Source organism: Streptococcus sp. SM5 (assembly GCF_027497975.1).
Map to the genome: position 1 here is coordinate 22,036 of NZ_JAJNSC010000030.1, position 19,498 is coordinate 41,533.

The 19,498-nt window shown below is 38.8% G+C and carries 19 protein-coding genes and 1 pseudogene; 16 read left to right on the plus strand and 4 right to left on the minus strand.

Features of this window, described 5'->3' with window-relative positions; translation table 11 throughout:
- The first annotated feature begins 31 nt into the window (after positions 1-31).
- The 12 genes and pseudogenes from PAN07_RS15780 (at position 32) to PAN07_RS15835 (ending at position 11,319) form a co-directional block, all read left to right on the plus strand.
- Entirely contained in the window at positions 32-337 is a 306-nt protein-coding gene (locus PAN07_RS15780; RefSeq protein WP_000590547.1) for a PTS sugar transporter subunit IIB, read from the plus strand.
- Positions 338-384: 47 nt separating this feature from the next.
- Positions 385-1,860 (plus strand): PTS galactitol transporter subunit IIC, encoded by a 1,476-nt coding sequence (locus PAN07_RS15785; protein ID WP_000382513.1) that lies wholly within the window; start codon positions 385-387, stop codon positions 1,858-1,860.
- A gap of 101 nt (positions 1,861-1,961) precedes the next feature.
- On the plus strand, positions 1,962-2,858 hold the full coding sequence (locus PAN07_RS15790; RefSeq protein WP_023948151.1) for an aldose 1-epimerase family protein: 897 nt from the start codon (positions 1,962-1,964) through the stop codon (positions 2,856-2,858).
- A gap of 285 nt (positions 2,859-3,143) precedes the next feature.
- The gene (lacA, locus tag PAN07_RS15795; RefSeq protein ID WP_000029277.1) at positions 3,144-3,569 is read left to right on the plus strand and encodes a galactose-6-phosphate isomerase subunit LacA; all 426 of its coding nucleotides are present in this window, start codon (positions 3,144-3,146) and stop codon (positions 3,567-3,569) included.
- Between the two features lie 30 nt (positions 3,570-3,599).
- On the plus strand, positions 3,600-4,115 hold the full coding sequence (lacB, locus tag PAN07_RS15800; RefSeq protein ID WP_001216910.1) for a galactose-6-phosphate isomerase subunit LacB: 516 nt from the start codon (positions 3,600-3,602) through the stop codon (positions 4,113-4,115).
- A 10-nt stretch (positions 4,116-4,125) separates the two neighbouring features.
- Positions 4,126-5,055, plus strand: a complete 930-nt coding sequence (locus PAN07_RS15805) for a tagatose-6-phosphate kinase (protein ID WP_269798301.1) — start codon at positions 4,126-4,128, stop codon at positions 5,053-5,055.
- 1 nt (position 5,056) lies between these two features.
- Entirely contained in the window at positions 5,057-6,037 is a 981-nt protein-coding gene (gene lacD / locus PAN07_RS15810; protein WP_001229114.1) for a tagatose-bisphosphate aldolase, read from the plus strand.
- Positions 6,038-6,271: 234 nt separating this feature from the next.
- A complete protein-coding gene (locus tag PAN07_RS15815) occupies positions 6,272-7,108 on the plus strand; it encodes a transcription antiterminator (protein ID WP_269798302.1) in 837 nt (278 codons plus the stop codon).
- A gap of 35 nt (positions 7,109-7,143) precedes the next feature.
- Positions 7,144-7,461, plus strand: coding sequence for a PTS lactose/cellobiose transporter subunit IIA (locus PAN07_RS15820; protein WP_001078329.1), 318 nt, complete (start codon positions 7,144-7,146; stop codon positions 7,459-7,461).
- Complete coding sequence (locus tag PAN07_RS15825; RefSeq protein WP_001037324.1) at positions 7,461-9,152, plus strand: lactose-specific PTS transporter subunit EIIC; 1,692 nt, start codon at positions 7,461-7,463, stop codon at positions 9,150-9,152. Before PAN07_RS15820 ends, PAN07_RS15825 begins: the two co-directional genes overlap by 1 nt.
- Positions 9,153-9,613: 461 nt before the next feature.
- Positions 9,614-11,020 carry a 6-phospho-beta-galactosidase gene (gene lacG, locus PAN07_RS15830; protein WP_141230867.1) on the plus strand — a complete coding sequence of 469 codons (1,407 nt, stop codon included), beginning with the start codon at positions 9,614-9,616 and terminating at the stop codon, positions 11,018-11,020.
- Positions 11,021-11,085: 65 nt separating this feature from the next.
- Positions 11,086-11,319 (plus strand): annotated as a pseudogene (locus PAN07_RS15835) (DUF3884 family protein).
- A 104-nt stretch (positions 11,320-11,423) separates the two neighbouring features.
- Here the strand turns inward: PAN07_RS15835 and PAN07_RS15840 are convergent.
- The 4 genes from PAN07_RS15840 to nrdH form a co-directional block, all read right to left on the minus strand.
- On the minus strand, positions 11,424-12,191 hold the full coding sequence (locus tag PAN07_RS15840) for a DeoR/GlpR family DNA-binding transcription regulator (protein ID WP_033685012.1): 768 nt from the start codon (positions 12,189-12,191) through the stop codon (positions 11,424-11,426).
- 142 nt (positions 12,192-12,333) lie between these two features.
- Complete coding sequence (gene nrdF, locus PAN07_RS15845; protein ID WP_000451386.1) at positions 12,334-13,296, minus strand: class 1b ribonucleoside-diphosphate reductase subunit beta; 963 nt, start codon at positions 13,294-13,296, stop codon at positions 12,334-12,336.
- 195 nt (positions 13,297-13,491) lie between these two features.
- Positions 13,492-15,651, minus strand: coding sequence for a class 1b ribonucleoside-diphosphate reductase subunit alpha (gene nrdE / locus PAN07_RS15850; protein WP_269798303.1), 2,160 nt, complete (start codon positions 15,649-15,651; stop codon positions 13,492-13,494).
- An 80-nt stretch (positions 15,652-15,731) separates the two neighbouring features.
- The gene (nrdH, locus tag PAN07_RS15855) at positions 15,732-15,950 is read right to left on the minus strand and encodes a glutaredoxin-like protein NrdH (protein WP_000259240.1); all 219 of its coding nucleotides are present in this window, start codon (positions 15,948-15,950) and stop codon (positions 15,732-15,734) included.
- A gap of 350 nt (positions 15,951-16,300) precedes the next feature.
- Between nrdH and PAN07_RS15860 the strand changes: the two genes are divergently transcribed.
- The 4 genes from PAN07_RS15860 to PAN07_RS15875 form a co-directional block, all read left to right on the plus strand.
- Positions 16,301-16,564 carry a phosphocarrier protein HPr gene (locus PAN07_RS15860; protein ID WP_000146947.1) on the plus strand — a complete coding sequence of 88 codons (264 nt, stop codon included), beginning with the start codon at positions 16,301-16,303 and terminating at the stop codon, positions 16,562-16,564.
- Between the two features lie 5 nt (positions 16,565-16,569).
- The gene (ptsP, locus tag PAN07_RS15865) at positions 16,570-18,303 is read left to right on the plus strand and encodes a phosphoenolpyruvate--protein phosphotransferase (RefSeq protein WP_004241506.1); all 1,734 of its coding nucleotides are present in this window, start codon (positions 16,570-16,572) and stop codon (positions 18,301-18,303) included.
- A 143-nt stretch (positions 18,304-18,446) separates the two neighbouring features.
- The gene (adcAII, locus tag PAN07_RS15870) at positions 18,447-19,364 is read left to right on the plus strand and encodes a metal ABC transporter substrate-binding protein (protein WP_247933372.1); all 918 of its coding nucleotides are present in this window, start codon (positions 18,447-18,449) and stop codon (positions 19,362-19,364) included.
- A 7-nt stretch (positions 19,365-19,371) separates the two neighbouring features.
- Positions 19,372-19,498: pneumococcal-type histidine triad protein (locus PAN07_RS15875; protein ID WP_269798304.1), on the plus strand; the 127-nt coding region annotated here is incomplete at its 3' end.

The following is a 19,498-nucleotide window of genomic DNA, read 5'->3' on the forward strand; positions in this document are numbered from 1 at the left end:
TATTAAAAATATTAAATCGGAGGAAATCCATATGATTAAAATTCTTGCTGCCTGCGGTGCAGGTGTTAACTCAAGCCACCAAATTAAAAGTGCTCTTGAAGAAGAACTTTCAAACCGCGGTTTTGATGTTCACTGTGATGCAGTTATGGTAAAAGACGTTAACGAAGATCTTATCAAAGGTTATGACATCTTTACACCAATTGCTGCTACAGACCTTGGTTTTGACCCAGGTATTCCAGTTATCGAAGCTGGACCAATCTTATTCCGTATCCCAGCTATGAGTGCTCCAGTATTTGACAATATTGAAGCAGCTATCAAAGAACACGGGTTAAGCTAATTTTAATTTGTTAACATTCATATAACTATAAAAAGGGAGGAACTATTATGGATGTCATTATCGAACTAGCCAATAAGCTGTTCAAACCTATCTTGGATATGGGTGGGCCAATCATCATGCTGATCATTTTGACAGTATTGGCTCTACTTTTTGGAGTGAAATTCTCCAAAGCACTTGAAGGTGGTATCAAACTTGCCATCGCTCTTACTGGTATCGGTGCTATCATCGGTATGCTGAATGGTGCTTTCTCAGCATCACTTGCAAAATTCGTTGAAAATACTGGTATTCAATTGAACATCACTGACGTTGGTTGGGCACCACTTGCTACAATCACTTGGGGATCTGCTTGGACACTTTACTTCTTGCTCATCATGTTGATTGTCAACGTAGTGATGCTTGCTATGAAGAAAACTGATACACTTGACGTTGATATCTTCGATATCTGGCACTTGTCTATCACAGGTCTTTTGATTAAATGGTATGCAGACAACAACGGTGTAAGCCAAGGGGTTTCACTCTTCATCGCCACTGCAGCAGTTGTCCTTGTAGGTGTTCTTAAAATCATCAACTCTGATTTGATGAAACCTACATTTGATGACCTTCTTAACGCACCAAGTTCATCACCAATGACTTCAACTCACATGAACTACATGATGAACCCAGTTATCATGGTTTTGGATAAGATTTTTGAAAAATTCTTCCCAGGTCTTGATAAATATGACTTTGATGCTGCTAAATTGAACAAGAAAATCGGTTTCTGGGGATCTAAATTCTTCATCGGTTTCATCCTTGGTATCGTTATCGGTTTGATGGGTACTCCACATCCAGTTGCTGGCGTAGAAGATGCAGCAAACTGGCAATTAGTTATTAAAGGTTGGTTGTCTCTTGGTTTGACAGCCGGTGTATCTTTGGAACTCTTCTCACTCATCGGTTCATGGTTCATCGCTGCCGTAGAACCACTTTCACAAGGTATTACAAACGTTGCTACTAAACGTCTTCAAGGACGTAAATTTAATATCGGTCTTGACTGGCCATTCATCGCTGGTCGTGCTGAAATCTGGGCTTGTGCCAACGTACTTGCACCAATCATGTTGATCGAAGCTGTGCTTCTTTCAAAAGTCGGAAATGGTATCTTGCCACTTGCAGGTATCATCGCTATGGGTGTTACTCCAGCTCTCTTGGTTGTAACACGTGGTAAATTGCTCCGTATGATTATCTTCGGAACACTCTTGTTGCCACTCTTCCTTCTTTCAGGTACACTTATCGCACCATTTGCAACAGAACTTGCTAAAGGTGTAGGTGCCTTCCCAGCAGGTGTGAGCGAAACTCAATTGATCACTCACTCAACTCTTGAAGGACCAATCGAAAAACTTCTTGGTTGGACAATTGGTAACACTACAACAGGTGATATCAAAGCAATCCTTGGTGCTGTAGTCTTCCTTGTATTCTATATCGGTATCTTTGCATGGTACAGAAAACAAATGATCAAACGTAACGAAGAGTACGCAGCAAAAGCAAAATAATGCGCTCCTATAAAATGTAAATTGTTAAAGCTAGGTTGTCATTTTCCTGATAGGAGTGACAGCCTAGTTTTTTATAAACTATCAAGAAATCGGAGAAAATAATGGTAATTGAATTAAAATCAGAACAATTAAGAGTTGAATTTAACAGTTTTGGTGGGGCTCTTTCTTCTATAAAAGATACTGAGGGACTGGAGTATTTGTGGCAAGGGGATGCCACTTATTGGAGTGGACAAGCTCCTGTTCTCTTCCCCATTTGTGGTTCTTTGAGAGAGGATACAGCCCTCTATATAGATGAGAAGGGGCAAGAAAGCAAAGGAAAGATTCCTCGTCATGGTTTGGTTCGTAAGAAAGAATTTGAATTAGTTGAACAGACAGATAATAGTGTAACTTTTGCAATTGAAGACGATGAGAATAGCTATCAGAACTACCCTTATTATTTCCGCCTAGAAATCACTTATAGCCTTACTGGCAAGACAGTACGAACTCAATACAAGATTTTCAATAAAGAAACTAGCAAGGTCATGCCTTACTTTATTGGTGGACATCCAGGATTTAATTGTCCTCTACTGGATGATGAAGTCTATGAAGATTATTATCTAGAGTTTGAGAAAGAAGAGACTTGCTCTGTTCCACGTCCTTTCCCAGAAACAGGTATGCTGGATTTTCAAGATAGAAGTCCATGGCTAGAAGGTCAAAAAGAATTAGACCTCAGCTATGATCTTTTCAGCACTGATGCAGTCACCTTAGATGAATTGCAATCTAGAACAATTGCCCTTCGTTCTCGTAAACATGATAAGGGATTGAAAGTGCACTTTGCAGAGTTTCCAAATCTCATTATCTGGTCAACTTTGAATAAGGGTCCTTTCATTGCTTTTGAACCATGGTCTGGCTTGTCAACATCTCTTGAAGAAGGAGATCATCTAGAAGATAAGAAGAATGTTCGTCTCCTAGAACCTGGTCAAGTGGATCAAATTGGTTTTGATATCGAAATTTTTTAATTAAAAAAGCACAAAAACAAACATTAATTGTTGACTTTTTTAAGAAATAGGAGTATATTATGTTTGTAAGCAACAAATGATGTTTGTCACAAACAAACAATCACTTGTTATATTCTCTTTCGTAGAGAAAGATTATTTCTAGGAAACTGATTTCCTAAACTTGAATAAGGTGTGATTCATCTCATTCAATCCAATTTGTCAATAAACTGCTAGAAAACTTTTTGTAGGTAAACTGCTAACCATAAAAGTTTTTACTAGCCTAGAAAAATAAAAGGAGTATACAATATGTCTATTGTTATCGGTGCAGATGCTGCAGGTTTGAGATTGAAAGAAGTTGTGAAAGACTTCTTGGAAAAAGAAAACTTCCACGTTGTGGATGTTACAGCTGAAGGTCAAGACTTTGTTGATGTGACTCTTGCTGTTGCTGCAGAAGTAAACAAAGAAGAACAAAACCTTGGTATCGTGATTGATGCTTATGGAGCTGGTCCATTTATGGTCGCAACTAAGATCAAAGGAATGGTTGCTGCAGAAGTATCTGACGAACGTTCAGCTTATATGACTCGTGGCCACAACAACTCACGTATGATCACTATGGGTGCACAACTTGTTGGTGATGAATTGGCTAAAAACATCGCTAAAGGATTTGTTAACGGTAAATACGACGGTGGTCGTCATCAAATCCGTGTCGACATGTTGAACAAAATGTGCTAATTAGATTACAGTAAGAAAGGTAAGTTAAAAATGAGAATTGCAATTGGATGTGATCACATCGTAACAGATGAAAAAATGGCGGTTTCAGAATTTTTGAAATCAAAAGGATATGAAGTCATTGACTTTGGTACATATGACCATACACGTACCCACTACCCAATCTTTGGAAAAAAAGTAGGGGAAGCTGTAACTAGCGGTCAAGCTGATCTTGGAGTATGTATCTGTGGTACTGGTGTTGGTATCAACAATGCTGTAAATAAAGTTCCAGGTGTCCGTTCTGCCTTGGTTCGTGATATGACAACAGCCCTTTATGCTAAAGAACAATTGAACGCAAACGTTATCGGATTTGGTGGTAAGATTACTGGTGAATTGCTCATGTGTGATATCATCGAAGCTTTCATCCATGCTGAATACAAACCATCTGAAGAAAACAAGAAATTGATTGCGAAAATTGAACACCTTGAAAGTCACAATGCTCAACAAACAGACGCAAACTTCTTCACTGAATTCCTTGAAAAATGGGATCGTGGAGAATATCACGACTAAGAGGTGACTTATGATTTTAACAGTCACAATGAACCCATCCATTGATATTTCCTATCCCTTGGATGAGTTAAAGATTGATACTGTCAATCGTGTGGTGGATGTAACCAAAACGGCTGGTGGTAAGGGCCTCAATGTTACCCGAGTGCTTTCAGAATTTGGAGATTCTGTTCTTGCTACTGGTTTAGTTGGTGGTAAACTTGGTGAGTTTTTGGTTGAACATATCGATGATCAAGTAAAGAAAGATTTCTTCTCAATTCAGGGAGAAACTCGTAACTGTATCGCTATTCTTCACGGAGATAACCAAACAGAAGTTCTTGAAAAAGGTCCTGAAGTATTGGAACAGGAAGGTCAAGACTTTTTGGAACATTTCAAAAAACTCTTGGAGTCAGTTGAAGTAGTAGCTATCTCAGGTAGTCTGCCAGCTGGACTTCCAGTTGATTACTATGCGAGCTTGGTAGAACTTGCTAACCAAGCTGGCAAGCCTGTTGTTTTGGACTGCTCTGGTAGAGCACTTCAGGCGGTTCTTGAATCACCACATAAACCAACAGTCATCAAACCAAATAATGAGGAATTGTCCCAGCTTCTAGGAAGAGAAGTTTCTGAGGATTTGGATGAATTAAAAGAAGTACTTCAAGAACCTTTGTTTGCAGGTATTGAATGGATTATTGTTTCGCTTGGTGCCAACGGTGCTTTTGCCAAACATGGTGACACTTTCTACAAGGTAGATATTCCTAGAATTCAGGTGGTAAATCCTGTTGGATCTGGAGATTCTACTGTGGCAGGGATTTCTTCAGGACTTCTTTACAAAGAATCGGATGCAGAATTACTCATCAAGGCAAATGTCCTTGGTATGCTCAATGCTCAAGAAAAAATGACTGGTCATGTCAACATGGCCAACTATCAAGCTCTATATGATCAATTAATAGTAAAAGAGGTATAAAATGGCTTTAACAGAACAAAAACGTGCACGCTTAGAAAAACTTTCTGATGAAAATGGAATCATCTCAGCTCTTGCATTTGACCAACGCGGTGCTTTGAAACGCCTCATGGCTCAACACCAAACAGAAGAACCGACAGTGGCTCAAATGGAAGAACTTAAAGTTTTGGTAGCAGATGAATTGACTAAATACGCTTCATCTATGCTTCTTGATCCTGAATATGGACTTCCAGCAACTAAAGCTCTTGATGAAAAAGCTGGTCTTCTCCTTGCTTATGAAAAAACAGGTTATGACACAACAAGCACAAAACGCTTGCCAGACTGCTTGGATGTTTGGTCTGCAAAACGTATTAAAGAAGAAGGTGCAGATGCAGTTAAATTCTTGCTTTACTATGATGTAGATAGCTCAGACGAACTCAACCAAGAAAAACAAGCTTACATCGAACGTATCGGTTCTGAATGTGTGGCTGAAGATATCCCATTCTTCCTTGAAATCCTTGCTTACGATGAAAAAATTGCTGACGCAGGTTCTGTAGAATACGCTAAAGTAAAACCACACAAAGTTATCGGCGCTATGAAAGTCTTCTCAGACCCACGCTTTAACATTGATGTCTTGAAAGTAGAAGTTCCTGTTAACATTAAATATGTTGAAGGCTTCGCTGAAGGTGAAGTAGTTTATACACGTGAAGAAGCAGCAGCCTTCTTCAAAGCTCAAGATGAAGCAACTAACTTGCCTTACATCTACTTGAGTGCTGGTGTATCAGCTAAACTTTTCCAAGATACTCTTGTATTTGCTCATGAATCAGGTGCAAACTTTAACGGAGTTCTTTGTGGCCGTGCTACATGGGCTGGATCAGTTGAAGCATACATCAAAGATGGTGAAGCAGCAGCTCGCGAATGGCTTCGCACAACTGGTTTTGAAAACATTGATGAGCTCAATAAAGTTCTTCAAACAACAGCGACTTCATGGAAAGAACGCGTGTAAGCAAGTCCTCCTAGGTTAGGAACATGAATCTAAAAAAATTTTAAAAAAAGTTTTATGTAAAGGTTTACAAAATAACTTACTTGTGCTATACTTAAATCACAAGTTAATACAAGGTGAGTGTTACTAAGTAATATTAGGCATGATCACAGGTGAATTAGAAATCGGCTGATTTTCTAGTTCATTTGTGGTCATTTTTTGTACTCATATACCTTTAAGATATAAAAGGAGGTTGACATGTATCGAATTCTAAATCCAATGAATCATAATGTTTCGCTTGTCAGGAATGATAAGGGAGAAGAAGTGATTGTAATTGGTAAGGGGATTGCATTTGGGAAGAGGAAGGGAGATTTGATTACTGAACATCAGGTTGAGAAAATCTTTCGGATGAAGACCGAAGAGTCAAGAGAAAACTTTATGGCTCTCCTCAAAGATGTTCCGCTTGATTTTATCACAGTGACTTATGAAATCATTGATAAGCTATCAAAGAAATATCATTATCCGATTCAAGAGTATCTCTACGTAACCTTGACAGATCATATTTACTGTTCTTACCAAGCTCTAGCACAAGGAAGGTACAAGGATAGTAATCTGCCAGATATTTCCACTAAGTATCCTGTCGCTTTTCAAATCGCAAATGAAGCATTTGAAATTTACCGCCAGAAGCTAGCAGATCATTTTCCTGAGGACGAGATTATTCGGATTGCTTATCATTTCATTAATGCCGAAGGTGAAAATGAAGTAGAACTTGTGGAGTCGATTGATAAGAGGAAAGAAATTCTCAGGAATGTTGAAGAAGTTTTAACGGACTATGCAATTCAACGAACTAAAGAGAATAACCATTTCTATGATCGCTTTATGATTCATTTGAATTATTTCTTGGATTATTTAGACAGATCTAGAGATGATAACCAATCACTTCTGGATATGGAAGATCATATTAAACAATCCTATCCAAAAGCGTTCGAGATTGGTTCCAAGATCTATGATGTGATTACGCAACATACGGGTCTTGATTTGTATAAAAGTGAACGAGTTTATCTAGTTCTACATATCCAACGTTTATTGTCATAAAAATTTAATTAAAAATACATAAGGAGAATTCTATCATGAATAGAGAAGAAGTAACATTGTTAGGTTTTGAAATCGTAGCCTATGCTGGAGACGCTCGTTCAAAACTATTGGAAGCCTTGAAGGCTGCTGAAGCTGGTGATTTTGCGAAAGCGGACACTTTGGTAGAGGAAGCTGGTAGCTGTATTGCAGAGGCTCACCACGCGCAAACAAGTCTATTAACTAAGGAAGCTTCTGGTGAGGACTTAGCGTATAGTGTGACCATGATGCACGGTCAAGATCACTTGATGACAACCATCTTGTTAAAAGATTTGATGCACCATTTAATTGAACTCTACAAGAGAGGAGTTAAGTAATGAATAAATTAATTGCATTTATCGAGAAAGGAAAGCCTTTCTTTGAGAAACTATCTCGTAATATCTATCTTCGTGCTATTCGTGATGGTTTCATTGCAGGTATGCCTGTTATTCTCTTCTCAAGTATCTTTATCTTGATTGCTTTTGTACCCAACTCATGGGGCTTTAAATGGTCTGATGAAGTTGTAGCTTTTCTGATGAAACCTTATAGCTATTCTATGGGTATTCTGGCTCTCTTGGTAGCAGGTACAACAGCTAAGTCATTGACCGACTCAGTAAACCGTAGCATGGAGAAAACCAATCAAATAAACTATATGTCAACATTGTTGGCAGCAATTGTTGGTTTGTTGATGTTGGCAGCTGATCCTATCGAAAATGGTCTAGCTACTGGATTCTTGGGGACAAAAGGTTTGCTTTCAGCCTTCCTTGCTGCCTTTGTTACCGTAGCCATCTATAAGGTTTGTGTTAAGAACAACGTCACTATTCGCATGCCTGACGAAGTTCCACCTAATATCTCACAAGTCTTTAAAGATGTGATTCCATTCACTCTATCAGTTGTTTCTCTTTATGCTCTTGATTTACTAGCTCGTCATTTTGTTGGTGCAAGCGTAGCTGAATCAATCGGTAAATTCTTTGCACCATTATTCTCTGCTGCTGATGGTTATCTAGGTATTACGATTATCTTTGGTGCCTTTGCTTTCTTCTGGTTTGTTGGTATCCATGGTCCATCTATCGTTGAACCAGCTATCGCAGCTATTACCTATGCCAATGCCGAAGTCAACTTGAACCTTCTCCAACAAGGTATGCACGCTGACAAGATTCTTACTTCTGGTACACAAATGTTTATCGTTACCATGGGTGGTACTGGTGCGACACTGGTTGTTCCATTCATGTTCATGTGGTTAACAAAATCTAAACGTAACCGTGCAATCGGTCGTGCTTCAGTAGTCCCAACATTCTTTGGTGTAAATGAACCAATCTTGTTTGGTGCACCACTTGTATTAAACCCAATCTTCTTCATTCCATTTATCTTTGCTCCAATCGCAAACGTTTGGATCTTCAAATTCTTTATTGAAACACTTGGAATGAACTCATTTACTGCTAATCTACCATGGACAACTCCAGCTCCACTAGGTCTAGTTCTTGGTACGAACTTCCAAGTTCTATCATTCATTCTTGCTGCCCTTCTAATCGTGGTTGACGTAGTCATTTACTATCCATTCCTTAAAGTATATGATGAACAAATTCTTGAAGAAGAGCGTTCAGGTAAATCTAATGATGAATTGAAAGAAAAAGTTGCCGCAAACTTCAACACTGCAAAAGCAGATGCTATTCTTGAAAAAGCTGGTGTAGAAGCAGCACAAAATACAATCACTGAAGAAACAAATGTCCTCGTTCTCTGTGCAGGTGGAGGGACAAGTGGACTTCTTGCGAATGCTTTGAATAAGGCAGCTGCAGAATACAATGTTCCTGTGAAAGCAGCAGCAGGTGGCTATGGTGCTCACCGTGAAATGTTGCCAGAGTTTGATCTTGTTATCCTTGCCCCTCAAGTTGCTTCAAACTTTGAAGACATGAAAGCAGAAACAGATAAGCTCGGTATTAAACTAGCGAAAACAGAAGGCGCTCAATACATCAAATTAACTCGTGATGGAAAAGGTGCTCTTGCATTCGTACAAGCTCAATTCGATTAACGATAGGGACTGTGAAACAGTCTCCTATCGTTACGGCAATCGCTATGGCGAATTTCCTAATCGCCTTGTTAATTCGTCGGTAAAAAGCTATCGTTTTTACCTCCTCATGTCACAATTCGATTAATAATAGGGACTATGAAATAGTCTCCTATCGTTACGGCAATCGCTATGGCGAATTTCCTAATCGCCTTATTAATTCGTCGGTAAAAAGATATCGTTTTTACCTTCTCATGTCACAATTCGATTAACGATAGGGACTATGAAATAGTCTCCTATCGTTACGGCAATCGCTATGGCAAATTTCCTAATCGCCTTATTAATTCGTCGGTAAAAAGCTATCGTTTTTACCTCCTCATGTTACAATTCGGTGACTTGGTACAAGAAGTGAGATGGAGAAGGATGGCTCACTGACTCCTCTCCTCTCACTTTTACTTTATTTAAATCAAGAAATAGGTGAAAAAATGACAAAATCATTACCAAAAGACTTTATTTTCGGTGGCGCAACAGCTGCCTATCAAGCAGAAGGCGCTACGCATACTGATGGAAAAGGACCAGTTGCTTGGGATAAATATCTTGAAGATAACTACTGGTACACTGCCGAACCAGCCAGTGATTTTTACAATCGATACCCAGTTGACCTCAAGCTAGCAGAAGAGTATGGTGTCAATGGTATTCGAATTTCTATTGCCTGGTCACGTATTTTCCCGACTGGTTACGATCAAGTAAATGCTAAAGGTGTTGAATTTTATCATAATCTATTTGCAGAGTGTCACAAACGTCATGTTGAGCCTTTTGTAACTCTTCATCACTTTGATACGCCAGAAGCTCTCCACTCAAATGGAGACTTCTTAAACCGTGAAAATATTGAACACTTTGTAGACTACGCTGCCTTCTGTTTTGAAGAATTCCCAGAAGTAAACTATTGGACAACCTTTAATGAAATTGGGCCAATTGGTGATGGTCAATACTTGGTTGGAAAATTCCCTCCAGGTATTCAGTACGACCTTGCCAAAGTTTTCCAATCGCACCACAATATGATGGTTTCTCATGCGCGTGCAGTTAAGCTATATAAAGATAAAGGTTATAAAGGTGAAATTGGTGTTGTTCACGCACTGCCAACCAAGTATCCTTTAGATCCTAAAAATCCAGCAGATGTTCGTGCAGCTGAGTTGGAAGATATCATCCACAATAAATTTATCTTGGATGCAACTTATCTAGGTCACTATTCAGCTGAAACGATGGAAGGCGTCAACCATATCTTATCAGTCAATGGTGGTAGCTTGGATCTTCGTGAAGAAGATTTCACAGCATTAGAAGCTGCGAAAGACTTGAATGATTTTCTAGGCATCAACTATTATATGAGTGACTGGATGGAAGCCTTTGATGGAGAAACTGAAATTATCCATAATGGTAAGGGTGAGAAAGGAAGCTCTAAATACCAAATCAAAGGTGTTGGTCGTCGTGTAGCTCCTGACTATGTACCACGTACGGATTGGGATTGGATTATCTACCCTCAAGGTTTGTATGACCAAATCATGCGCGTGAAGAAAGATTATCCGAACTATAAGAAGATTTACATCACTGAAAATGGACTTGGTTATAAAGATGAGTTTGTAGACAATACTGTTTATGATGATGGCCGTATTGATTATGTCAAACAACACTTAGAGGTCTTATCTGATGCGATTGCTGATGGTGCAAACGTCAAAGGATACTTCATCTGGTCATTGATGGACGTCTTCTCATGGTCAAACGGTTATGAAAAACGTTACGGTCTCTTCTATGTAGACTTTGAAACTCAAGAACGTTATCCTAAGAAATCAGCTCACTGGTACAAGAAAGTAGCGGAAAGTCAGATTATAGACTAGTAGAATTAGTAATTAGATATAGAATTCTAGTGAGGCAAAAGATGTTCAAAGATTTTATCTGATCAATTTATGAAAAAGTTTATATTATCAATTTTGATAAATGTTCTTAAATACCTTGTTTGACTAATGAGGAGCTGAAAAATCTTGGGAAATGGTATGTCTCTACCGGTAAAGAATGGATTTGCCATTCAGACTATGAGCTGGAAGAATTTAAAAATATCTTTTTAAATTTTATCAGTCCTGAAGAACGGGATAATATCTCCTTTGATTCAGATTTTATGCCGTTTCAACAATCATAAAGAATCTAGGAAACTCTTTGTAAAAATCTTCATCAAAAAATGCGTCATATCAAGATTTTTATTTTCTTGATATGACGCATTTTATATTTTATCAATCCTCAGTCTTATGGTTTAGAAAGAATAATTTTTGTTTGTTTTGAAAGTTGTTCAAACGTTTCTTTGCTCAGTTTAGAATCTGAAACGATGGTATCAATATCAGAGATATTGTAGAAGGTATAGAAATCAAATTTATTGAACTTACTATGGTCAGCTAGTAAGTATTTTTTATTGGAATTATTGAGGGCTATGCGTTGAGATTCACCTTCCTCTTCACTAAAGGTCGCAATCGCATTGTCCTGAATACCATTACAGCTAACGAAGGCTTTAGAAAATTGCAAATTGGCCAAGTTTTGCAAGGTTAGTGTTCCGACAAAGGCTCCAGTGATAGAGCGATAGTTTCCACCTATTAAAATCAAATCTGTTAGTTTTCGTTCGTTTAAGATGAGAAAGACTGGTAAACTGTTTGTTACAACACGAATATTATCAATTGGAAGTTCACGGGCAAAAGATTCCAAGGTTGTCCCTGGACCAATAAAAATGGTTTCACCCTCATCAATTAAATGGCCTGCAAAACGGCTGATTTCTTGTTTTTCTGCAATCTGTAAGCTTTGTTTTTCAATATTGGAACGTTCATTGTTTAAAATAGAACCTGTGCGAATTTTCTCAGCTCCCCCGTGCACCCGAACAAGTAAATCCTTGTCTGCTAACTCTTGCAAGTAGCGTCTAGCAGTCATATCTGATACATCCAAGCGAGTCATGATTTCTTTTACAGTAATAGTTCCTTTTGTATTTACCGTTTCTAGAATATTATCTAGTTTTTCCTGCTTTAACATCGTTATCACCTCTATTTCTATTACTATTTTATCATAAAGTATTCAATCAATCAATTTAAAAAACAAAAGAAAACAAAAACAAAAACATCATGGTTGTTTTAAACAAACCATGATCTTTTTATCACTTATAAAATAGATGACCTTAGTCCAAACCGTAGTTGTAGTCATCGTCTTGCATGGCTTCAACTTCACCAAGGAGGTAACCATTTCCGACTTGAGAGAAGAAGTCGTGGTTGGAAGTTCCTGTTGAAATACCGTTCATAACGATTGGGTTGACATCATCAGCTGAATCTGGGAAGAGTGGATCTTGTCCCAGGTTCATGAGTGCCTTGTTAGCATTGTAGCGAAGGAAGGTTTTGACTTCTTCCGTCCAACCAACACCGTCATAGAGACTTTCTGTGTAGCCTTCTTCATTCTCGTAGAGAGTGTATAGCAGATCGTACATCCATTCTTTGAGTTTTTCTTGCTCTTCTTCAGGTAATTCATTGAAACCAAGTTGGAATTTATAACCAATGTAGGTTCCGTGAACAGATTCATCACGAATAATCAATTTAATGATTTCAGCGACGTTGGCCAGTTTGTTGTTACCGAGATAGTAGAGGGGAGTGAAGAAACCTGAGTAGAAGAGGAAGGTTTCAAGGAAGACACTAGCAACTTTCTTTTCAAGTGGGCTACCGTTTAGGTAGATTTCGTTGACAATCTCAGCCTTTTTTTGTAGGTAAGGATTGGTATTGGTCCATTCGAAAATTTCTTCAATCTCAGCCTTAGTATTCAAGGTAGAAAAGATTGATGAGTAAGATTTAGCGTGGACAGATTCCATAAATTGGATGTTATTGAAAACAGCTTCCTCATGTGGTGTACGGATGTCTGCGCGAAGGGCTTGAACCCCAGTTTCAGATTGCATAGTGTCGAGAAGGGTTAAACCACCAAAGACTTTTCCAACCAAGTCTTTTTCTACATTTGATAGCTTTCTCCAGTCATCCAAGTCATTTGACAAAGGAATACGTGTATCAAGCCAGAATTGCTCCGTCAGTTTTTCCCAAGTTGATTTGTCGATGACATCTTCGATGGCATTCCAGTTAATGGCTTTGTAGTAAGTTTCCATTTTGAAATCTCTTTCTGTGTTTAGTATTGCGAACTCACAATTACTTCTATTTTATCATAATTCTAGAGGAGTATCGCACAAAAAGTCGGAAGTCCGACTTTTGTGTTTTTCCATAGTATAGGTGCTTATTCCAGTTTAGTTTAGCAGGGTGAATGAATCACTAATTTGAGAAAAAGTAATTTCCTCAAGCAAAGATTAAATCACACAGCTTTCACATTGGTTGGCACCGACTTCTCCACCATCATCTGTAAAGGTACGGACGTAGTAGATAGACTTGATTCCCTTGTTAAAGGCATAGTTACGAAGGATAGACAAGTCACGTGTCGTTTGTTTATTTTCTTTCTTCCATTCGTAAAGTCCTTTTGGAATGTCACTACGCATAAAGAGTGTGAGTGAAAGTCCTTGGTCCACATGCTCAGTTGCAGCAGCATACACATCAATCACTTTACGCATATCCATGTCGTAAGCAGAAGTGTAGTAAGGAATGGTTTCTGTTGACAAGCCAGCAGCAGGATAGTAGATTTTACCGATTTTCTTTTCTTGACGTTCTTCGATACGTTGCGTAATCGGGTGGATAGAAGCAGAAACGTCGTTGATATAGCTGATAGAACCATTTGGTGCTACAGCAAGGCGGTTTTGGTGGTAAAGACCATCTGCTTGAACCTTGTCGCGAAGTTCAGTCCAGTCAGCAGCACTTGGGATAAAGACATCTTTGAAGAGTTCTTTAACACGGTCTGATTTTGGAACAAACTCGCCTGTAATATACTTGTCAAAGTAGCTTCCGTTAGCATAGTCTGATTTTTCAAAGTTATGGAAGGTAATACCACGTTCACGCGCGATATTGTTTGATTCTACCAAGGTCCAGTAGTTCATGAGCATGAAGTAGATGCTTGTAAACTCAACAGACTCAGGCGATCCATATTCAATCAATTGTTGGGCAAGGTAGCTGTGAAGTCCCATGGCACCAAGACCAAAGGTATGAGCTTGGCTATTTCCGTGGTCGATGGTAGGAACAGCTACGATGTGTGAACTATCTGTAACGAAAGTAAGGGCACGAACCATAGCACGGATAGAACGACCAAAGTCAGGTGAAGTCATCATGTTGACCACGTTGGTTGAACCAAGGTTACATGAAACATCTGTTCCCATTTGAAGGAATTCTTGAGCATCGTTGATCAAGCTTGGTTCTTGAACTTGAAGAATCTCAGAACACAAGTTACTCATGATAATCTTACCATCAACTGGGTTTGCACGGTTAGCCGTATCAATGTTGACAACATAAGGGTAGCCAGATTCTTGTTGCAATTTAGAGATTTCAGTTTCCAAATCACGCGCCTTGATTTTTGTTTTGCGGATATTTGGATTTGCGACTAGTTCATCGTATTTCTCAGTGATGTCGATGTAGTTGAATGGTACACCGTATTCAAGCTCTACAGAATAAGGGCTGAAGAGGTACATTTCTTCATTTTTACGTGCTAATTCGTAGAATTTATCGGGCACTACAACACCAAGTGAAAGTGTCTTAACACGAACTTTTTCATCGGCGTTTTCCTTCTTAGTTGAAAGGAAGGCGATAATATCTGGGTGGAAGACGTTGAGGTAGACAACACCAGCACCTTGACGTTGACCCAATTGGTTTGAGTAAGAGAAGCTGTCTTCGAAAAGCTTCATAACTGGAACGACGCCAGAAGCTGCTCCTTCATATCCTTTAATAGGAGCACCAGCTTCACGAAGGTTGCTGAGAGTAATTCCCACGCCACCACCGATACGTGAAAGTTGAAGAGCTGAGTTGATAGAACGTCCGATAGAGTTCATATCATCCGTTACTTGGATTAGGAAGCAAGATACTAACTCCCCACGGCGAGCACGACCAGCATTCAAGAAGGAAGGAGTAGCAGGTTGGTAGCGTTGGTGGATGATTTCATTGGCAATATCGATTGCAACAGCTTCATTGCCATCAGCGAAATAAAGGGCGTTAAAGAAGACACGGTCTTCCATACTTTCAAGATAATATTCACCGTCATTAGTCTTTAAGGCGTATTGATTGTAAAACTTATAGGCAGCCATGAAAGACTTGAATTGGAAGTTTTGTTCTTTGATAAATTGAGCCAATTCTTCCAAAAATTCTGGACGGTATTTCTTGATAAAGGCTGTTTCGATGTAGTTGTGTTCAATGAGGTAGTTGATTTTATCCTTGATTGAATCAAAAACCATAGTATTTGGAACTACATTTTCTTTAAAGAAGGCATCCAGGGCTTCCTTATCTTTATGAAGCATGATTTGTCCATTGACAGGACGGTTGATTTCGTTATTGAGACGGAAGTAAGTTACGTCTTCAAGATGTTTTAATCCCATAAAATTTCCCTTATCTAATTACAAAAGAAAGGCTTCTAAGTTAGCCCTAGAAGCAATTTCTTCTGGATGATGTACTAAGATTATGCTAATTGTTTCAGTTTTCCTGGTTGGAAACCTGAAAAGACTTCTGTTGGTGTTTGGATAACAGGAGCTGCGCTGAAACCGAGCTCTTTAACTTGATCGATGTACTCAGGTTGCTCATCAAGATTGATTTCACGATAAGCGACATTATTACTGTCCAAGAAACGTTTGGTCATTTTACATTGGACACAGTTGTTTTTAGAATAAACGGTTACCATTGTGTAACTCCTCTTTCAAAATAGATTACTTTCTTAGTATATCAGAAAATAAATTTTTGTCAATGATTTGAAACTAAATATAGTGGTATATTTTTCTACTCAAGGTCGCAAAACACAACATGTAGTGTTTGTTTTGTAAAATAGTGATGATTATCCTAGAAGTAGTTTTTTGGAAAACTATATCCTGTGTTTTGTTATCTAGAATAGAAGATTTTCAGCAAGTTATCTGAAAGGAAATCGAATAAATCCCATAAAATGCTTGAAAAAAATCCTAGAAGATGGTATAATACCAAATTGTAAGGGTTATCACATATAACTCAAAAAAGAAAGAACAAAAGGAGAGTCAAACTATGGCTTCTAAAGATTTCCACGTAGTGGCAGAAACAGGTATTCACGCACGTCCAGCAACATTGTTGGTACAAACTGCAAGCAAATTTGCTTCAGATATCACTCTTGAGTACAAAGGTAAATCAGTTAACCTTAAATCAATCATGGGTGTTATGAGTCTTGGTGTTGGCCAAGGTGCTGATGTAACTATCTCAGCTGAAGGTGCAGATGCAGATGACGCTATCGCTGCAATCTCAGAAACAATGGAAAAAGAAGGATTGGCATAAGGAAAATGACAGAAATGCTTAAAGGAATCGCAGCATCTGATGGTGTTGCAGTTGCAAAAGCATATCTACTCGTTCAACCGGATTTGTCATTCGAGACTGTTTCAGTCGAAGATACAAACGCAGAAGAGGCTCGTTTGGATGTAGCTCTTGAAGCTTCTCAAAACGAGCTTTCTCTTATCCGTGAGAAAGCTGTAGGTACGCTTGGTGAAGAAGCAGCTCAAGTTTTTGACGCTCATTTGATGGTTCTTGCTGACCCAGAATTGATTGGTCAGATTAAAGAAACAATCCGTGCTAAGAAAGTCAATGCTGAAGCAGGTCTTAAAGAAGTGACTGACATGTTCATCACTATCTTTGAAGGCATGGAAGACAACCCATATATGCAAGAACGTGCAGCGGATATCCGCGACGTGACAAAACGTGTATTGGCAAACCTTCTTGGTAAAAAATTACCAAACCCAGCTTCTATCAATGAAGAAGTAATTGTGATTGCGCATGACTTGACACCATCTGATACAGCTCAATTGGACAAAAACTTTGTAAAAGCTTTTGTAACAAATATCGGTGGACGTACAAGCCACTCAGCTATCATGGCACGTACACTTGAAATTGCAGCTGTATTGGGAACAAATAACATCACTGAAGTAGTGAAAGACGGCGATATCCTTGCCGTTAACGGAATTACTGGTGAAGTGATTATCAACCCAACAGATGAACAAGCGGCAGAATTTAAAGCAGCTGGTGAAGCTTATGCTAAACAAAAAGCTGAATGGGCACTTTTGAAAGATGCTCAAACAGTGACTGCTGACGGTAAACACTTCGAGTTGGCTGCTAACATCGGTACTCCAAAAGACGTTGAAGGTGTTAACAACAACGGTGCAGAAGCTGTTGGACTTTACCGTACAGAGTTCTTGTATATGGATTCTCAAGACTTCCCAACAGAAGATGAGCAGTATGAAGCATACAAGGCTGTTCTTGAGGGAATGAATGGTAAACCAGTGGTTGTTCGTACAATGGATATCGGTGGAGATAAGGAACTTCCTTACTTCGATATGCCACATGAAATGAACCCATTCCTTGGATTCCGTGCCCTTCGTATCTCTATTTCTGAAACTGGAGATGCAATGTTCCGTACACAAATCCGTGCCCTTCTTCGTGCTTCTGTTCATGGTCAATTGCGTATCATGTTCCCAATGGTTGCCCTTTTGAAAGAATTCCGTGCAGCCAAAGCAGTTTATGAAGAAGAAAAAGCAAACCTTCTTGCTGAAGGTGTTGCAGTTGCGGATGACATCCAAGTTGGTATCATGATTGAAATCCCTGCAGCAGCGATGCTTGCAGACCAATTTGCAAAAGAAGTAGACTTCATGTCAATTGGTACAAACGACTTGATCCAATACTCAATGGCAGCAGACCGTATGAACGAACAAGTTTCATACCTTTACCAACCATATAACCCATCAATCCTTCGCTTGATCAACAATGTTATCAAGGCAGCTCACGCTGAAGGTAAATGGGCTGGTATGTGTGGTGAGATGGCTGGTGACCAAAAAGCTGTTCCACTTCTTGTCGGAATGGGCTTGGATGAGTTCTCTATGTCAGCAACATCAGTACTTCGTACACGTAGCTTGATGAAAAAATTGGACACTGCTAAGATGGAAGAGTACGCTAATCGTGCCCTTACAGAGTGTTCAACAATGGAAGAAGTTCTTGAACTTCAAAAAGAATACGTTAACTTCGATTAATGTGATTAACCTTGTAACCTAGTTGCAAGGTTTTTTTGATAGTTTAAAATCAGAAATTTATTAACTAGTTCATAAAATGCTTGACAATAAAAAAAATAGGAGTAGAATATTAACTAATTAAATAACTGGTTAAGGAGTTTTGTATGAAGAAACAAAGTTTATTTTTAGTATTGTTAAGTGTCTTTCTTTTATGTTTAGGTGCTTGTGGCCGAAAGGAAAGCCAGACAGGGAAAGGGATGAAAATTGTGACCAGTTTCTATCCTATCTACGCTATGGTCAAGGAAGTATCTGGTGACTTGAATGATGTTCGAATGATTCAGTCAAGTAGTGGGATTCACTCCTTTGAACCTTCAGCAAATGACATTGCAGCCATCTATGATGCAGATGTCTTTGTTTACCATTCGCATACGCTCGAATCTTGGGCAGGAAGTCTGGATCCCAATCTAAAAAAATCCAAAGTTAAAGTTTTAGAGGCTTCAGAAGGAATGACATTGGATCGTGTCCCTGGTCTAGAAGATGTGGAAGCAGGTGATGGAGTTGATGAAAAAACGCTTTATGATCCTCACACATGGCTAGATCCTGAAAAAGCTGGCGAAGAAGCTCAGATTATCGCTGATAAACTTTCAGAGGTGGATAGTGAACATAAAGAAACTTATCAGAAAAATGCGCAAGCCTTTATCAAAAAAGCTCAGGAATTAACTAAGAAATTCCAGCCTAAATTTGAAAAAGCGAGTCAGAAAACATTTGTAACACAACATACAGCCTTTTCTTATCTAGCTAAGCGATTTGGACTCAATCAGCTTGGAATCGCTGGTATCTCTCCAGAACAAGAACCAAGTCCAAGACAACTAACAGAAATTCAGGAATTTGTTAAAACCTATAAGGTTAAAACGATTTTTACAGAAAGTAATGCTTCTTCGAAAGTAGCTGAAACTCTTGTCAAATCAACAGGTGTGGGTCTAAAAACTCTGAATCCTTTAGAGGCAGACCCACAAAATGACAAGACTTATCTAGAAAACCTTGAAGAAAATATGAGCATTTTAGCAGAAGAATTGAAATGAGGAGATTATGAAAATCAATAAAAAATATCTAGCTGGGTCAGCAGCTGCACTTTTTTTAAGTGTCTGTGCTTATGAACTAGGTTTGCATCAAGCCCAAACTGTAAAAGAAAATAACCGTGTTTCTTACATCGATG

What these genes read in the sequence shown, in the direction of transcription:
- lacG (WP_141230867.1), top strand. Translation starts at nt 9,614, where the DNA reads ATGACAAAATCATTACCAAAAGACTTTATTTTCGGTGGCGCAACAGCT.
- PAN07_RS15815 (WP_269798302.1), top strand. Translation starts at nt 6,272, where the DNA reads ATGTATCGAATTCTAAATCCAATGAATCATAATGTTTCGCTTGTCAGG.
- nrdE (WP_269798303.1), bottom strand. Translation starts at nt 15,651, where the DNA reads ATGGGATTAAAACATCTTGAAGACGTAACTTACTTCCGTCTCAATAAC.
- PAN07_RS15840 (WP_033685012.1), bottom strand. Translation starts at nt 12,191, where the DNA reads ATGTTAAAGCAGGAAAAACTAGATAATATTCTAGAAACGGTAAATACA.
- lacB (WP_001216910.1), top strand. Translation starts at nt 3,600, where the DNA reads ATGAGAATTGCAATTGGATGTGATCACATCGTAACAGATGAAAAAATG.
- PAN07_RS15860 (WP_000146947.1), top strand. Translation starts at nt 16,301, where the DNA reads ATGGCTTCTAAAGATTTCCACGTAGTGGCAGAAACAGGTATTCACGCA.
- nrdF (WP_000451386.1), bottom strand. Translation starts at nt 13,296, where the DNA reads ATGGAAACTTACTACAAAGCCATTAACTGGAATGCCATCGAAGATGTC.
- nrdH (WP_000259240.1), bottom strand. Translation starts at nt 15,950, where the DNA reads ATGGTAACCGTTTATTCTAAAAACAACTGTGTCCAATGTAAAATGACC.
- adcAII (WP_247933372.1), top strand. Translation starts at nt 18,447, where the DNA reads ATGAAGAAACAAAGTTTATTTTTAGTATTGTTAAGTGTCTTTCTTTTA.
- PAN07_RS15820 (WP_001078329.1), top strand. Translation starts at nt 7,144, where the DNA reads ATGAATAGAGAAGAAGTAACATTGTTAGGTTTTGAAATCGTAGCCTAT.
- lacA (WP_000029277.1), top strand. Translation starts at nt 3,144, where the DNA reads ATGTCTATTGTTATCGGTGCAGATGCTGCAGGTTTGAGATTGAAAGAA.
- PAN07_RS15785 (WP_000382513.1), top strand. Translation starts at nt 385, where the DNA reads ATGGATGTCATTATCGAACTAGCCAATAAGCTGTTCAAACCTATCTTG.
- PAN07_RS15825 (WP_001037324.1), top strand. Translation starts at nt 7,461, where the DNA reads ATGAATAAATTAATTGCATTTATCGAGAAAGGAAAGCCTTTCTTTGAG.
- lacD (WP_001229114.1), top strand. Translation starts at nt 5,057, where the DNA reads ATGGCTTTAACAGAACAAAAACGTGCACGCTTAGAAAAACTTTCTGAT.
- ptsP (WP_004241506.1), top strand. Translation starts at nt 16,570, where the DNA reads ATGACAGAAATGCTTAAAGGAATCGCAGCATCTGATGGTGTTGCAGTT.
- PAN07_RS15805 (WP_269798301.1), top strand. Translation starts at nt 4,126, where the DNA reads ATGATTTTAACAGTCACAATGAACCCATCCATTGATATTTCCTATCCC.
- PAN07_RS15790 (WP_023948151.1), top strand. Translation starts at nt 1,962, where the DNA reads ATGGTAATTGAATTAAAATCAGAACAATTAAGAGTTGAATTTAACAGT.
- PAN07_RS15780 (WP_000590547.1), top strand. Translation starts at nt 32, where the DNA reads ATGATTAAAATTCTTGCTGCCTGCGGTGCAGGTGTTAACTCAAGCCAC.